The 14698-nt window shown below is 40.2% G+C and carries 15 protein-coding genes and 1 pseudogene; 5 read left to right on the top strand and 11 right to left on the bottom strand.

The window, feature by feature from the left end; all coding sequences use genetic code 11:
- Positions 1 to 95, top strand: a pseudogene (locus NI464_RS11230) (IS5/IS1182 family transposase); the annotation flags it as partial.
- On the opposite strand, the gene NI464_RS11225 reads toward NI464_RS11230, so the two are convergent.
- The 11 genes from NI464_RS11225 to NI464_RS11175 all read right to left on the bottom strand — a co-directional run bounded on the left by NI464_RS11225 (position 83) and on the right by NI464_RS11175 (position 10526).
- Complete coding sequence (locus NI464_RS11225) at positions 83 to 352, bottom strand: hypothetical protein (RefSeq protein WP_253138467.1); 270 nt, start codon at positions 350 to 352, stop codon at positions 83 to 85. The pseudogene NI464_RS11230 and the gene NI464_RS11225 sit on opposite strands and share 13 nt — an antisense overlap.
- Positions 353 to 367: 15 nt before the next feature.
- Positions 368 to 919 (bottom strand): M23 family metallopeptidase, encoded by a 552-nt coding sequence (locus NI464_RS11220; protein WP_276534879.1) that lies wholly within the window; start codon positions 917 to 919, stop codon positions 368 to 370.
- Between the two features lie 60 nt (positions 920 to 979).
- Complete coding sequence (gene mutY, locus NI464_RS11215; RefSeq protein ID WP_276534878.1) at positions 980 to 2008, bottom strand: A/G-specific adenine glycosylase; 1029 nt, start codon at positions 2006 to 2008, stop codon at positions 980 to 982.
- A gap of 159 nt (positions 2009 to 2167) precedes the next feature.
- Positions 2168 to 2530 carry an HIT family protein gene (locus tag NI464_RS11210; RefSeq protein WP_004280873.1) on the bottom strand — a complete coding sequence of 121 codons (363 nt, stop codon included), beginning with the start codon at positions 2528 to 2530 and terminating at the stop codon, positions 2168 to 2170.
- 90 nt (positions 2531 to 2620) lie between these two features.
- Positions 2621 to 3355 carry a dienelactone hydrolase family protein gene (locus NI464_RS11205; protein WP_253138461.1) on the bottom strand — a complete coding sequence of 245 codons (735 nt, stop codon included), beginning with the start codon at positions 3353 to 3355 and terminating at the stop codon, positions 2621 to 2623.
- A gap of 164 nt (positions 3356 to 3519) precedes the next feature.
- The gene (locus tag NI464_RS11200) at positions 3520 to 4209 is read right to left on the bottom strand and encodes a BamJ family beta-barrel-assembly machinery protein (protein ID WP_253138459.1); all 690 of its coding nucleotides are present in this window, start codon (positions 4207 to 4209) and stop codon (positions 3520 to 3522) included.
- Between the two features lie 48 nt (positions 4210 to 4257).
- Positions 4258 to 4962 carry a BamJ family beta-barrel-assembly machinery protein gene (locus NI464_RS11195; RefSeq protein ID WP_253138458.1) on the bottom strand — a complete coding sequence of 235 codons (705 nt, stop codon included), beginning with the start codon at positions 4960 to 4962 and terminating at the stop codon, positions 4258 to 4260.
- A gap of 232 nt (positions 4963 to 5194) precedes the next feature.
- The gene (locus tag NI464_RS11190) at positions 5195 to 6634 is read right to left on the bottom strand and encodes a capsule assembly Wzi family protein (protein ID WP_004280880.1); all 1440 of its coding nucleotides are present in this window, start codon (positions 6632 to 6634) and stop codon (positions 5195 to 5197) included.
- Between the two features lie 146 nt (positions 6635 to 6780).
- A complete protein-coding gene (locus tag NI464_RS11185) occupies positions 6781 to 8979 on the bottom strand; it encodes a polysaccharide biosynthesis tyrosine autokinase (protein WP_253138457.1) in 2199 nt (732 codons plus the stop codon).
- Positions 8980 to 8999: 20 nt separating this feature from the next.
- On the bottom strand, positions 9000 to 9428 hold the full coding sequence (locus NI464_RS11180) for a low molecular weight protein-tyrosine-phosphatase (RefSeq protein WP_174894051.1): 429 nt from the start codon (positions 9426 to 9428) through the stop codon (positions 9000 to 9002).
- A gap of 3 nt (positions 9429 to 9431) precedes the next feature.
- Complete coding sequence (locus NI464_RS11175) at positions 9432 to 10526, bottom strand: polysaccharide biosynthesis/export family protein (protein ID WP_253138456.1); 1095 nt, start codon at positions 10524 to 10526, stop codon at positions 9432 to 9434.
- A 260-nt stretch (positions 10527 to 10786) separates the two neighbouring features.
- On the opposite strand from NI464_RS11175, the gene rfbB reads away from it, so the two are divergent.
- From rfbB to NI464_RS11155, 4 genes are read left to right on the top strand one after another with little or no spacing between them, the layout of a single operon-like run.
- Positions 10787 to 11845: a dTDP-glucose 4,6-dehydratase gene (rfbB, locus tag NI464_RS11170; protein WP_253138453.1), complete on the top strand. Its 1059-nt coding sequence runs from the start codon at positions 10787 to 10789 to the stop codon at positions 11843 to 11845.
- A complete protein-coding gene (gene rfbA / locus NI464_RS11165; protein WP_253138451.1) occupies positions 11845 to 12723 on the top strand; it encodes a glucose-1-phosphate thymidylyltransferase RfbA in 879 nt (292 codons plus the stop codon). Before rfbB ends, rfbA begins: the two co-directional genes overlap by 1 nt.
- A gap of 2 nt (positions 12724 to 12725) precedes the next feature.
- Positions 12726 to 13583, top strand: coding sequence for a WxcM-like domain-containing protein (locus tag NI464_RS11160; protein ID WP_253138449.1), 858 nt, complete (start codon positions 12726 to 12728; stop codon positions 13581 to 13583).
- On the top strand, positions 13580 to 14695 hold the full coding sequence (locus NI464_RS11155) for a DegT/DnrJ/EryC1/StrS family aminotransferase (protein ID WP_253138446.1): 1116 nt from the start codon (positions 13580 to 13582) through the stop codon (positions 14693 to 14695). The genes NI464_RS11160 and NI464_RS11155 overlap by 4 nt, the downstream gene beginning before the upstream one ends.
- The last annotated feature ends 3 nt before the right edge of the window (positions 14696 to 14698 follow it).

Raw genomic sequence — 14698 nt, 5'->3', positions numbered from 1 at the left:
TCGATATGACAAGCTCAAAAGAAATTATCAAAGTTCTGTTGCTTTAGCCTGTATATTTTTATGGCTACCTTTATAGGGTTAATTATGAACAATAAGTGTCAACAGACCCTAATTTAAACACAGTCCATTGATCCTGCTGATTGTCCCAGTACGACAATTCAGCCTGATCCAGATCGCTAAATAGAATCCACATATCTTTACCGGCCTTGTCGGCATAACCAGTACTGATCAGAAGCGCATCCTCGGTAATTTCCATCACCCAGCCCTGGTAAGTTTGACCATTCAATACAATTTTTTGTTGATTGCCTGATTCAGCAAATTCCACCAGACGATTGATCAACGCTTCTGACATGTAAATATCCTAAAATTAACGTAAATAGGGATAGGGATTGACCACACCGCGGCCCTTGCCCTGTAAATAGATTCCATAATGTAGATGTGGTGCAGTATGCTGGGCATTGCCGCTGTTGCCGACATAACCGATCAGCTGGCCTTTTTTGACATAGTCACCCACTTTTAAGCCACGTTTATGGCCATCCAGATGCGCATAATAATGCCAGGAGCCGCCTGGACCCAGAATCCAGACTACTTTACCACCCAAATTGTTATTACGTAAATCTGCAATCAGGCCCTCAGTTGCGCTAAAAACTTTGGTTCCACGTGGAGCCATAATATCAATACCTTCATGCAGGCGTCCGCGACTACGCGAAGCACCCCAGGTATCTGTCAATTCACGTGCCTGTACACGTGCCACCGGGATTGGTAGAGAGGACGGCACTCGCATACTTTTCAGTTTTTGCACGAGGATAGGATTGAGCTGTACAGCGGGGGATTTTTTCGGTGTACTGCTACAGGCAGCCAGCAGCACAGCAATGAAAGCAATCCACGTCAAAGCAAGGTATTGGCGCACTTTATTCATCCTTAAATATTGGCAATGCTCATGTTGAGCTGATCGATATTTTGCTTTATTCAGACTATGTCACAGATTGACGCTAGTGATCAATTTTTTCATGGCAGTCGGAATACCGGCATCGGTTGCTGTTTGCGGACTCATCCAGCAGCCTTGCAGTTCAATCGCCAGATGTTCCTGCTGATCCTGATCTACTGCAAAAACAATCGCTTCAAGGTGCCAGGTAAAATGGGTAAAACTGTGGCTAATCTGGGTTTTTTTGACGATATTTTTCAGGCCCAGCTGCTGGCATTGCTGTTCAAATTCATATGCATTTTCAATAATCGGCAGACACCAGAGACCACCCCACAGGCCGCTATTAGGACGTTGCTGCCAGAGCCATTCTGCACCGGACTGGATCAGCAAGACCTGAGCAGAGCGCACCGGCACTGGTTTTTTGGCCTTTTTAAAAGGCAATTCATTTTCCAGTCCTTGCTGATGAGCCTTGCAATGCTGCTGCATCGGACAATACAGACATAAAGGCTTTTTCGGCGTACAAACGGTCGCGCCCAAATCCATAATCGCCTGGGTATAGTCATGATTGCGTTCGATAGGACAGAGCTGTTCCGCCAGTTGCCAGAGGGCACGTTCATGCACCGGTTTGGACAGATCATCCTCAATAGCAAAGAAACGTGACAATACCCGTTTAACATTACCATCCATGATTACGCCATATTGACGTAAACCGAGTGACATCAGGGCACCTGCAGTGGAACGGCCAATGCCGGGTAAGGCCATCCATTCTTCCAGGCTTTGAGGGAATTGCTGCTGTGCGGTTACGATGCCGGCCGCTTTGTGCAGGTTCCGGGCACGGGCATAATAGCCGAGACCTGCCCAGTAAGGTGCAACCTCATCCCATGAGGCTTGACCTAAGTCCTGAACAGTCGGAAAACGCTGGATAAATCGTTCGAAATATTGCAGTACAGTTTTGACCTGGGTTTGCTGCAACATGATTTCAGAGACCCAGACTTTATAGGGATCATCTGTCACCTGCCAGGGCAAGTCATGACGACCATGCACATCAAACCATTCCAACAGGGCATCTGAAAATACAAACATGAACACCTAGCAACCGAATAAGTAGCAGCTAGTATAGCGGAATCAGCAGGGTGGGAATGTGAAAAGTAGGATAAAAATAGCTGCTCATTTATTTGGACAGGAGAGTGATTTCAAAAAATAAACGCTCCGTAGAGCATTTATTTTTGATAAAGAATCCGGTTAATCGTTAATTCCCCAGCGCTCATCCAGCTTTAAGGTTTTGCCTGCATAACGCGGAATAATATGAATATGCAGATGTTCTACCTTTTCCTGAAAAACTTCACCATCAATAAAGCCGACATGAAAACCGGCAGGCTGGTAGCGTAATTGCAGTTCATTGCGTGCCTGTTCCAGTAAAGACATCAAACTCTTACGTTCTTTGTCGGTCACTTCGAAAAACGAGGCCACATGTCGTAGTGGAATGATCACACAGTGACCTTTGGATAATGAATTCGGTTCAGGCAACACCACACCATAATCATTTTTGGCAATGACCTCATATTCGTCAAAATTACAGTAGGGGCAGTTGGTTTCAGCCGTCATACACATTCTCCTTGGGTAGGATTTATCTTTCTTTTCTTCATGAAATACCTAAAAATTCAGCCTGTGAACAAGTTGAATAGTGGTTTCTATTTATGCCAAGTGGCGGTCCAGCAAGGCATACATCGCCGCCAGGCTTTTTTGTTCAGCTTCTGCATTGTAGCCAAGATCCACGCCATTGGATTTGGCCCGTTCATCGGCGAGCGGGTTGCTAAAGCCATGTTTGGCATCTTCAAAAACAATCACCTCATGCTCGACTTTGGCAGCATACATTTCCTCACGGAAGCTGGCGACATCATCCAGGGTCACCATGCTGTCGAGTTCACCATGCAGCACCAGAATTTCTGCCTGTACCTGACCTTCCTGAGCCGGGGCTTTCGGAGACAGGTTGGCATGGAAAGTTGCCACCGCTTTTAAAGGGGCATTGGCACGGACCAGATCCAGTACCACTTTGCCGCCGTAGCAAAAACCAATCGCTGCAAGCTTCTTAGCATTAACTTCGTCCTGTGCTGCCAAGGTATTCAGAGCTGCTTTAGCGCGATTCACGATGGTATCCGGATCTTCAAACGTCTGCATCATCCACTGGTAGGCCTGATCAGAATGGGTGGTTACTTTTTTGTCACCATACATGTCCATGGCCAAGGCCGCATAGCCATGCTCTGCAAGTTCACGGGCACGCTGTTCGGTATATTCATTCCGGCCCCACCATTCGGGTGCGACCAATACACCGGCAACAGGCTTATCTGTTTCTGGAGCGGCAAAATAACCAATTAATGGGCTGCCATCCTGCGCAGTATAATGGATTTCGCGGGTCTTGATTGCTGCCATGCTGACGTCCTCTATTGTTGTTGAATCGCTTGATTAAAACATAACATAGCAAAACTGATCGGAATGTGACATGAAAACCTGTGATTCATTGATACTTAAGCCCATAAAAAAAGAGAGGTCAATATAGAACCTCTCTGATTTTAGATCTGGAAATATAGGACTTATTATTTAATAATTTCCAGTAATTCCACATCAAAAATTAAAGTACTGTTCGGTTCAATTACATCCCCTGAACCAATCTGTCCATAGGCCAATTCGGCCGGAATGAAGAAACGATATTTGGCACCTTCTTTCATCAGCTGTAAACCTTCGGTCCAGCCGGTAATGACCTGGGTGGTACGAAATACCACGGGCTGATTACGGGCAATCGAGCTATCAAAAACCGTACCATCGATCAAACGGCCTTCATAATGTACGCGGACATTACTATTTGCGCTCGGCGATTTGCCTTTGCCTTCCTGAAGAATCTGATATTGCAGGCCTGATTTGGTGGTTTTTATCCCCGATTTTTTTGCATTTTCAGCCAGAAAAGCCTGACCAATTTTGGCATTTTCATCCGCCTGCTTTTTCAGGGTAATCAGCTCTTTGGCTTCAGCCTGACGCTTAAACTGGGTCAAGACCCGCGCCATGTCTTCTTCACTTAAAGTCGCCTGTTTACCAGCAGCTGCCGCTTTTAAACCGGCGCTGAAGGCATCCAGATCAATGCCTTGTAAGGAGTCAGCATTACTTTTTCCCATCAGATAACCAAAGCTGTAGCCGACCTGTTCAGCCTCAGGGCTTTTATTGGTGACTTCTTTGGCAAACAGACTGCCAGAACTCAGCAGTAAAACCATCAAACTTGTTTGTATTTTCATGATTAATTCTCAAAATAAAGGAGAGCGCGTTGCTCTCCTTTTCGTGGATTATTTTACTTCAATGAGTTCCACATCAAAAATCAAAGTACTGTGTGGAGGAATCGTACCTGGCACGCCCTGTTCGCCATAACCCAGTTTAGATGGAATATACAGGGTTGCTTTACCGCCTTCTTTCATCAGTTGCAGACCTTCGGTCCAGCCTGGAATGACCTGATTGAGTGGGAACTCAATCGGCTCGCCACGTTCAACCGAACTGTCAAACACGGTACCATCAACTAATTTCCCTGTGTAATGTACTTTCACAATTGAAGTTGCTGCAGGCTGCTTGCCCGTACCTTCTTTGGTCACTAAATATTGCAAACCAGATACTGTAGTTTTTATTCCAGCTTTTTTGGCATTTTCGGTCAGGAAAGTATCACTTGATGCCTGAGCCTGTTTGGCACTATCCACTTGCTTCTGCTGCATTTCTTTTTGGAACTGCTCATAAGCTGCTTGTAATTCTTCTTCAGTATAAGCAGGAGCGGTACGGGCATGACCTTCGCGAACGCCTGTCACAAAGCTGTTAATATCCAGCTCAGGTGGAGTTTGATGAGCGACTTCATAACCGAGTGCATAGCTAATTTTAGAAACAGCAGAGGCATCTTTAGATGCTTTTGTGGTTTGAGCAGCTGGGTTTTGAGTTGCATAGTAAACAGGTACTAGCGCGGCACCGCCTAAAAGAACAGCGACAGCAATCGGTAAGGCCTTACTCATGTATTATTCCAATCTAATGTTATCGTTGAGGTTCATTCCATCTTAGCAGAAAATTTTGAGAAATCTTGCAGAATGGGTGGTTTTTTAGCAAGCGGACATCGCAGTTGTGTTGAAGTTTAAAGAAATAAAAAAACCAGCAATCGCTGGTTTTTTATTTTTCAGAACTTAATCATTGTTGGAGAATGTCTAGGATCAATGACTGCCTCAACCGAAATTATATTTTGCAAAGAGCTTAGTAGGAAAACAAGCTTTTTTCTAAAGGAAATTCAATTCCAATCGATGCACCACCATCATTACCAAGTAGGTCTGAATCACTGATCCAGCCATTTAATTTCAGGGGAATATTGGGGCGTAAATAATGGGTCCAGCTCACATCAACAGCTTTTAATTCATCTTGGATTGGAAAAGCTAAATTAGTAGTTCGGTTGGATTCATTCAACTTGGCAAACAGCACTCGAGCATTAACACGGTTCAGGCGATCGAAACGAATATCACCACCCACAGAAACCATTTGACCATCACTACCCATTGCATGTGCTAATGGGTAACCATGTTGATAAAAACCACCAATATAATTGGTGTGATTATAAGAAATACCTTGGGCCTTGCCATTGGTGCGGGTGTCTGCCCATTCGGTATATAGCTGGAAAGGCATATTATTATAGCTAGAAGAATAATCGACCCCAGCCAAATACATTTTTTTGGCTGGTAAGCCACCGGCCTCATCTTCACCAATATATTGTGCATACATCCCCATTGGGACTTGCAGCAGTGGCTGTAGATTTAAGCGTGCATCAAAACCGGCGATTTGATTGGATGGGTCAGGTTCACCTGTGCCACCATTGTCTTTATTACCTACAAAAGCATCCCAAAGTGAGCTCAGACTTTCAGGTCGTCCTTCACCCCCCCATTGAATAGCACGTGATGCACCCAGCTCCAAATAGGGTAAAGGTTGTGCGGTGACACGTAAGCCAATTAATTTAGCATCAGGTACAGCATCGTAGTCATCCAGTTGTCCGGCAAAGGCTTGATATTGCCAAGGTCCAATCCAGGAGAGCCATTTGTTTGTAAAAGCATCCTGTTCGGCACGCTGCATGGTCACACCATACACAGGACGACTGGCATCACCCCGAATTAAGCTGCCATCATGACCGGGTCCCCAGTAGGTCGGAATTTGTCCAGCAATCAGCCATTGATTCCACAATTTAACTGCGAGGTAAGACTCTTCCACATTCACATCTTGATCATTATCAATCTGGGGGTCTTTTTCTGCATTCACGCGCAGTCTGGCATCCCAATTTTGATTGCCTGTATTCAACTCTACACTCGCCTGGTATTGCGCTTTTTGCTGATCGCCAAAGGCTTGAGGAATATTTTTTTGATCTGTCTCTGCAAATAGTGATGCTTTAAGTAACTGGTTGTTGGTATTCAAATGAGCCATGACTGAATCAATGACTCTTTGCTGATTATTATTGCTGACTTGGGCCTGAGAAAGGGCGCGTTGGATTTCATCACCACTCATTGGCCAGGTCGAAGTGCTAACTTGAATCACACCTTGCTGATTTAACCAGTTTAAATCGGTGCGCAGGTTTTGGTCATTTAAAACGATGCCTTGAGCAAAGGTTAGTGAGGAGCTTAATGCCAAGCTGGCGAGCAGTGTTTTGGGTAACATTTTTGTATATTCTCAAGAGTTTTAAACTGTAACCACGATAGGGTTTTTAGTTGATTTTTTCAACAATGATCATTTGAGATAAATGTAATAGAGGGTGATTTCACACCCTGCTCAAGGCAGGATGTGAAATCAAAGCTTACAATGAATTAGTCATTGTCTTTATTTGCGGTATAAGCATAAGCATAATTATAACCATAGCTACCAGCCGCACCTTTTTGTACATCATTCAGAATCACGCCATTAACTTTGACATTGGCCTGTTCAAAACGGTTCACAGTGATTTCCAGCTCTTTGATTTGTGTTTTACCATGACGGGCAATCAATAAATTTACACCCGCATATTGCGCAATAATAATACCATCGGTCACTGCAAGGACGGGTGGCGTGTCAATCAGGATATGATCAAAATGAGCAGAGGCCTGATCTAGGAAAGTTTTGAATTGATCTGTACTTAATAGTTCAGACGGGTTAACCGGACTCTTACCACGTGTCACAAAAAACAGGTTATCTACAGTTGAATTTTGCACCACCTCTTCATAGCTATTTTGGTGATTCAATAATTCTGCTAAACCTGGTTGCACTTCGGCATTAAAGTACTTATGTAAATAGCCACGACGTAGATCACCATCAATGACCAGAACCCGTTTTCCCCCTTGCGCTAAAATAGTAGCAAGGTTAGTGGTAATGAATGATTTTCCAATTTCAGGTGCAGGGCCAGAAATTGCAATCACATTATTGGTCGCATTCATTAAGGCAAAATGAATTGCTGTTCGCATGCTACGGAGACTTTCAATCGCGATATCACTGCTATCTTTAACCGCAAGAATAGGAATATTCTTTTTCTTCTTTAATAGTTTAATACGACTTTCTTGAATAACAGAGCGCGGTACAGTGGCATAGACTGGCAGATCAAGCTCATTTTCAATTTGCGCTGCGTCTTTAATGCCTGAACGCATCATATTTCGTAATAGTGCAATTAATACTCCAATAAAACCACCAGCAAAAATTGATAAAATTATTGTAATTAATGACTTGGGTTTAATTGGCTTAACGGGTTCAACAGCTTGGTCAATAACTCTGACATTACCAATTTCACCAGCCTCTGCAATTTTCAATTGCTGATAACTATTTAATAATGCGGTATAAAGCTCAGTATTTACTTTTACATCTCGATATAGCTGTAAATATAATCGTTGTGTTTCTGGTAAACGCTTAATAGACTGTGTCATTTCTGATGTTTTCTGACTAATTTCAGCAAGTTGAGCATTAATGGCTGACATTAGAGGGTGATCAGGGGTATATTTTGAAGAAAGTTCCGCTTGCTGTTGTTGTAATTGGATTTTCATCTTTTCCAGTTCAACATTTTGCTTTAACATTAACTCGGCTTCTTGAGTTACATCAATAGTATTGTATTGCTCACGGAAACGGTTGAACTTGATTTCTGATTCCTCAAGTTGCTGTTTAAGTTCCGGCAGCTGTTTGTTTAAAAAATTTAAAGTTTGTTTAGATTCTAAAGACTTGCGTTGAATATTTTGTATTTGATAGACGGATAAAATATTATTCAGAACTTGAGTAATATGTTCCTTATCATTGCCATTATAATTTAGACCAATAACACCGGAGTTTTTCCCTCTCTCTGCTACACCATAGTCATTTTTTAAGAATTGCATTGCTGTAGGTAGTGCAAGTTTAGTAATAGTAAATGTTTCTTTAAACGGAGACTTATTAAATATTACAACTTCCCAAAGTCCCTTAGAGTCTATGGCTTGATTGCTCGAATTCAATTGACCTTTAAATATCACTTCATCTTTATAAGAGAAAGTAAACTGGTTGTTATCCGTGAATTTTAACTCTAATTTTTTATCTAGATAGTAATTTGGAATTTTTAATGTTTTGATTAAGAAGGCTTGATTTTCTTTTTGGAAAACCACCATATCCTTTTTATAAAGAACTTCAGCTTTGTCGTTTTTAATCAGACGATTAAATAAAGTATTACTATTATCTTTAATTTGGATATCAAGGTGCAAATTTTGAATCGTTTGTCCCAAAATCATGCGTGAGTTTAATATTTCAATCTCAGCATCTGCGGGAGATTTCCCCCCCATTTCCCCTGGAATAGCATCACTCAACCCACCCAAGAGGGCAGCAGCTCCAGCGCCTTTATTATCCTCTACTAGAACCATTGCATCAGCAGAATAAATTGAGGGAGTAACACGTAAATAAAGTAATGCGAAGGTTAAGCTCAGTATGATACAAAGCGCGATCACTTTCCATTGTGCAATTAACGAAAAAAATAATTCTTTTAAGTCAATGGTATCGTCATTAGTACTTGAATTTTGATTCATGGATAAACTACTAGATAAAATTAAATATGTGATTGCCAATCCGAAACATAAGATTCGATGTTATTACATGTTTCTTCAAAAAATGCTTGATCAAGCTTATAAGGATCTGGAACATTATGACCTTGCCAATGTCCTAAACGAAATACTTTACCTTTAGCAAATGGCCAAGTTTTTTCTATATGTTTTTGTTGATTTGAGCTCATTACTAAAATTAAATCTGCAGTTTTGATTAAGTGGGCATCAATTTGTTTTGCGACATGTGATCTCATGTCAATTGATTTTCTTGCCATACTTGCAATGGCCTTATCATCCGCAGTATGGCCTACCATGGCAGAAAGACCAGCAGATTCAATGTGTAAGTTAGGATGATTTTTCTTGAGAAAAAACTCACCCATTGGACTACGACAAATATTTCCTACACAGACCACCAAAATATTCCGAATTTGCATATTTTATTTACCCAGTTGATCAAAGCTATAAAGTGCACTAGAGAACGGAATAATCTGGTTGACAATACGTTGCCAGCGCGTTAATCCAGTCGCATCAATATAAACGATGTCATTTTTTTTCATTTGGAATTGATTGGCTAAGCCTAAATTACCAAAACTGCTTAAATTCAAGTGATACACAGTGGACTGCTTGGTGGCTAAATCGGTGCGCATTACATAGATTTTAGCCGCACTTGCGGAATAAGGATTAATCCCTTCACTTTCACCCAAAACATCACTTAAGGTCATACCTTGTTCACGTAAAGCCAGGGCTTGGCTTTTACTTGACTCACCCATAACATAAAGTTTTTGATTCTGTTTGGTATTCACAAAAATAGTATCATTCGGTTGAATCAGTAAATTATGTAAAGATAGGCCTTGTTTCTCTAGTTGTAGTACATTGAGGTCAAAAGTTTGACCCTCCCGGATCAATTGAATATTGGTATTGTCACCTGTTTCAGTATTAATACCACCTGCCTGTCCGAGTGCTGTATAGATGCTAATGGGCTGATCATTTAGCGTATATTGGCCACTACGCATGACTTGTCCATTGACAAAATAGCGACGACCTTCATAAGACAATACTCGAACTACTACATCCGGATGTTTCAAATAGCGTGCAAATTGACTGCGTAAAAAACGATTGGTTTCAGCCAGTGTTTTCCCGGCTACCCGTACCTGTCCCACTAAAGGTAATTGTATGTTGCCACTAGAGTCTATGGGATAACCTGCAGCTTTTACATTTGAAATATCCTGAATAGGGGGGGTAATTTCCGGATAGGCCCAAAGTTGGATTGAGAGAACATCACCTGGACTTAATTTATAGACTTGTTGATGCTTGTTAAATAAGTGAAAAATAGTATTGGAATTCTGAGAGTTATTTAGTTCGATACGAGGAATATTGTCTTGCGTAATTTGTATGACTGAAAGCTCTGCGCCTTGATCGGTTCTGTAATTACCTTGAGGAGGCAAATCATAGGTTTGCAAACCGGAAGTAAGCGTACAACCAGAGAATAATATTGAAATAGTGAATAAAATGGATGTGCGTTGATACTTCACATTCAAGCCCTTAATTTTAATACATCGTTATTAAGAAAGGATTGTAGTGCAAAATCTAATTATTGAATATCTTCAAAACATTTTTAATTTACATTTTTAATTTAGTTGTTTGATTTTTATATTTATTTTTTTATTTTTTGGATGATTGGTTAAAATTTAATACTGTATTAATATCTTTTTTTTAATTTATGTCTACAATAGCTGCAAAATTTTATACTCCTGTTGGTAAAATTCTTAAAAAGAAATTTAAGGTCATATAAATGAAAATTCTTGTCACTGGTGGCGCCGGTTTTATTGGTTCAGCAGTCATCCGTCATATTATTCAAAACACTAATAATCAAGTTTTTAATATTGATAAATTGACTTATGCAGGAAATTTAGAATCGTTAAGAGAAATTGATCAGCATCCGAGCTATCAGTTCAAACAAATTGATATTTGTGATACAGAACAAATTACAGCTGCAATAGATGCTTTTCAACCGAATGCAATTATGCACTTGGCTGCAGAGTCACATGTAGACCGCTCAATTGATGGCCCAGCAGCATTTATTCAAACCAATATTGTGGGAACTTATACTTTACTCGAAGCTGCTCGAAAGTACTGGATGAGTCTTGATGTTGAGGCACAACAGAACTTTCGCTTTCATCATATTTCTACAGATGAAGTATATGGTGATTTAGAGGGTACGACAGATTTGTTCACAGAAACAACTTCATACGCGCCAAGCTCTCCATATTCTGCCTCTAAAGCCAGTTCGGATCATTTGGTACGTGCTTGGCACAGAACCTATGGTCTACCTGTTATAGTAACCAATTGCTCAAATAATTATGGGCCTTACCATTTTCCAGAAAAATTAATTCCATTGGTGATTCTAAATGCACTGGATGCTAAACCTTTACCAGTATATGGGAATGGTCAGCAAATTCGGGATTGGTTATTTGTAGAAGATCATGCACGTGCTTTATATAAAGTGGTGACCGAAGGCGTAGTAGGTGAAACCTATAATGTTGGTGGCCATAACGAAAAACAGAATATAGAAGTGGTCAAAACTATTTGTAAGATTTTGGATGAGTTAAAGCCACAAGCCAATGGTCAAACTTATGAATCACTGATTACATTTGTAAAAGACCGCCCTGGTCATGACTTACGCTATGCGATTGATGCTACAAAAATTCAAAATGAATTAGGCTGGACACCTACGGAAACTTTTGAAACTGGAATCCGTAAAACGGTGCAATGGTATTTAAATAATTTAGACTGGTGTCATCGAGTGCAAGATGGCAGTTACCAACGCGAAAGATTAGGTGTAAATTCATAATGTCAAATACAACAAAAGGTATTATTTTAGCGGGCGGTTCAGGTACACGTTTATATCCGATTACTAAAGGGGTATCTAAGCAATTATTGCCTATTTATGACAAGCCAATGGTGTATTACCCACTTTCAGTGCTGATGCTTGCAGGTATTCGTGACGTACTCATTATTAGTACTCCTGAAGATATTGATGGTTTTAAGCGTTTGTTGGGTGATGGTGCTCAATTTGGTATTCAGCTTGAATATGCAGTCCAACCTAGTCCAGATGGCTTGGCACAAGCCTTTATTATTGGTGAAAGCTTTATTGGAAACAGTAATGTTTGCCTAGTATTGGGTGACAATATTTTTTATGGTCAGGGTTTTACCCCAATGTTACGTCAGGCAGTCGCCCGTCAAAAAGGTGCAACAGTATTTGGTTATCAAGTGAAAGACCCTGAGCGTTTTGGTGTAGTTGAGTTTGATGAGCAGAAACGTGCAATTTCTTTAGAAGAAAAGCCAAAACAACCTAAATCTCACTTTGCGGTCACAGGTTTGTATTTTTATGACAATGATGTGATTGAAATTGCGAAACAAGTCAAACCATCTGAGCGTGGGGAACTGGAAATTACCACAGTTAATCAGATGTATTTACAGCGTGGTGATCTAAATGTGGAATTGCTCGGACGTGGTTTTGCATGGTTAGATACAGGTACACATGCGAGCTTACTTGAGGCAGCGCAGTTTGTAGAGACTATTGAAAAACGTCAGGGCTATAAAGTTGCGTGTTTAGAAGAAATTGCCTTGAATAATGGGTGGTTGACTAAAGAACAAGTTTTAGACATTGGTCAGAGCATGAGTAAAAATGATTATGGTCAGTATTTGATTTCATTGGTGAGTGAATAAATATGAACCTTATAGAGTGGGTGGAATTACCTAATTTAGGCGATCACCGTGGCAGCCTTGTTGTTGCTGAAGCTAATAAGAATACTCCATTTAATATTCAAAGGCTTTATTATATTTTTGGTGCTCAGCCTGATGTTCCACGTGGATTTCATGCACATAGACAATTACAGCAAATTGCTTTTTGCCTTCAAGGCAGTTGTAAAATGTTGATGGATAGTGGGAAAGAAAAGCAAGAGGTTGTATTGTGCAAGCCTAATCAAGGTTTAAAAATACCACCTATGGTATGGCATGAAATGCATGATTTTTCAGAAGATTGTATTTTACTTGTGTTGGCAAGTGAGCATTATGACGAAAATGATTACATTCGTGATTATCAAGATTTTTTAAAAGAAGTATATAGGCCGTTTATTCACCCTTTAGCTGATGTTCAATCTAGCTCAATCGGCTCTAATACACGTATTTGGCAATATAGTGTTGTTTTGAAAAATGCTCAAATTGGGATGAATTGTAATATTTGCGCTCATACTTTAATTGAGAATGATGTAAAAATTGGCAACAATGTTACGGTTAAATCAGGTGTTTATATTTGGGATGGAATTACGCTGGAAGATAATGTTTTTATCGGTCCATGTGTTGCATTTACCAATGATAAAAAACCACGATCGAAACAATATCCTGACTCTTTTGCAAAGACAGTAATTGCAGAGGGTGCAAGTATCGGTGCAAATGCGACTATATTGCCTGGAATAAAAGTTGGGAAAAATGCATTAGTAGGTGCTGGTGCTGTTGTTACTAAAGATGTGCCAGAAAATGCAATAGTCATTGGCAATCCAGCATTTATTAAAGGATATATAGAATGATCCCTTTCCTTGATTTAAAAAATATTAATCAGCAATATCGTAATGAGTTAATAGATGCATGTAGTCGTGTTATTGATTCAGGTTGGTATATTGGTGGTAAAGAGCTGGAGAGTTTTGAAAAAAACTTTGCTCAATATTGTGGTACACAGTTTGCAATTGGTGTTGCAAACGGCTTGGATGCATTGATTCTTACACTACGAGCATGGAAAGAGTTAGGTAAACTTAAAGATGGAGATGAAGTTATTGTTCCATCGAATACGTATATTGCCAGTATTCTTGCCATTACAGCAAATAACTTGACGCCAGTTTTAGTTGAGCCTGATATTGATACTTATAATATTGACCCTGCTAAAATTCAACAGGCTATTACTGCTAAAACCCGTGTTATTCTGCCTGTGCATTTATATGGTCAATTGGCAGAAATGCCAGAAATTATGAAAATTGCCAAACAGCACAATTTCTTGGTTTTAGAAGACTCCGCACAAAGTCACGGGGCACAAATACAAGGTAAAAAAGCAGGAAACTGGGGCGATGCTTCAGGTTTTAGTTTTTATCCTGGAAAAAATTTAGGTGCATTGGGTGATGCAGGTGCAGTTACAACGAATGATGCAGAATTAGCAACCATGTTAAAAGCATTGCGTAACTATGGCTCGCATGAAAAGTATAAAAATTTAGTTCCAGGTGTGAATAGTCGATTAGATGAAATTCAGGCAGCAATGCTAGATGTCAAGCTCAAATACTTGGATCAAGAAACTCAGCATAGACGTTTTATTGCGAATTTATATTTAGATGGAATCCAAAATCCTCTAATTCAACTCCCATTGAAGGAAGTTAATGCAGAAACTTATGAGCAGCATGTTTGGCATTTATTTGTAATTCGTACAGAGTATCGTGGAGCTTTACAAAAATATTTGTTGGAACATGGTGTACAAACATTAATTCATTATCCGATTCCTCCACACAAACAGCAAGCATACAAAGAATGGAATAATTTAAGTTATCCAATTTCTGAACAGATACATGATGAAGTACTAAGTTTACCTATGGGGCCTACATTGTCTGCACTGGACGCAGAAAAAATTATCGCTTTATGTAATCAATTTCAAGCTTAAAAG

The organism is Acinetobacter lwoffii (assembly GCF_024129685.1).
Classification (GTDB): Bacteria; Pseudomonadota; Gammaproteobacteria; order Pseudomonadales; family Moraxellaceae; genus Acinetobacter; species Acinetobacter lwoffii_X.
This window is presented reverse-complemented; position numbering and strand designations above follow the sequence as displayed.

Bases quoted from the DNA above. Each gene is read 5' to 3' on its own strand.
- NI464_RS11225 (WP_253138467.1), bottom strand. From the start codon at position 352: ATGTCAGAAGCGTTGATCAATCGTCTGGTGGAATTTGCTGAATCAGGC.
- NI464_RS11220 (WP_276534879.1), bottom strand. From the start codon at position 919: ATGAATAAAGTGCGCCAATACCTTGCTTTGACGTGGATTGCTTTCATT.
- mutY (WP_276534878.1), bottom strand. From the start codon at position 2,008: ATGTTTGTATTTTCAGATGCCCTGTTGGAATGGTTTGATGTGCATGGT.
- NI464_RS11210 (WP_004280873.1), bottom strand. From the start codon at position 2,530: ATGACGGCTGAAACCAACTGCCCCTACTGTAATTTTGACGAATATGAG.
- NI464_RS11205 (WP_253138461.1), bottom strand. From the start codon at position 3,355: ATGGCAGCAATCAAGACCCGCGAAATCCATTATACTGCGCAGGATGGC.
- NI464_RS11200 (WP_253138459.1), bottom strand. From the start codon at position 4,209: ATGAAAATACAAACAAGTTTGATGGTTTTACTGCTGAGTTCTGGCAGT.
- NI464_RS11195 (WP_253138458.1), bottom strand. From the start codon at position 4,962: ATGAGTAAGGCCTTACCGATTGCTGTCGCTGTTCTTTTAGGCGGTGCC.
- NI464_RS11190 (WP_004280880.1), bottom strand. From the start codon at position 6,634: ATGTTACCCAAAACACTGCTCGCCAGCTTGGCATTAAGCTCCTCACTA.
- NI464_RS11185 (WP_253138457.1), bottom strand. From the start codon at position 8,979: ATGAATCAAAATTCAAGTACTAATGACGATACCATTGACTTAAAAGAA.
- NI464_RS11180 (WP_174894051.1), bottom strand. From the start codon at position 9,428: ATGCAAATTCGGAATATTTTGGTGGTCTGTGTAGGAAATATTTGTCGT.
- rfbB (WP_253138453.1), top strand. From the start codon at position 10,787: ATGAAAATTCTTGTCACTGGTGGCGCCGGTTTTATTGGTTCAGCAGTC.
- rfbA (WP_253138451.1), top strand. From the start codon at position 11,845: ATGTCAAATACAACAAAAGGTATTATTTTAGCGGGCGGTTCAGGTACA.
- NI464_RS11160 (WP_253138449.1), top strand. From the start codon at position 12,726: ATGAACCTTATAGAGTGGGTGGAATTACCTAATTTAGGCGATCACCGT.
- NI464_RS11155 (WP_253138446.1), top strand. From the start codon at position 13,580: ATGATCCCTTTCCTTGATTTAAAAAATATTAATCAGCAATATCGTAAT.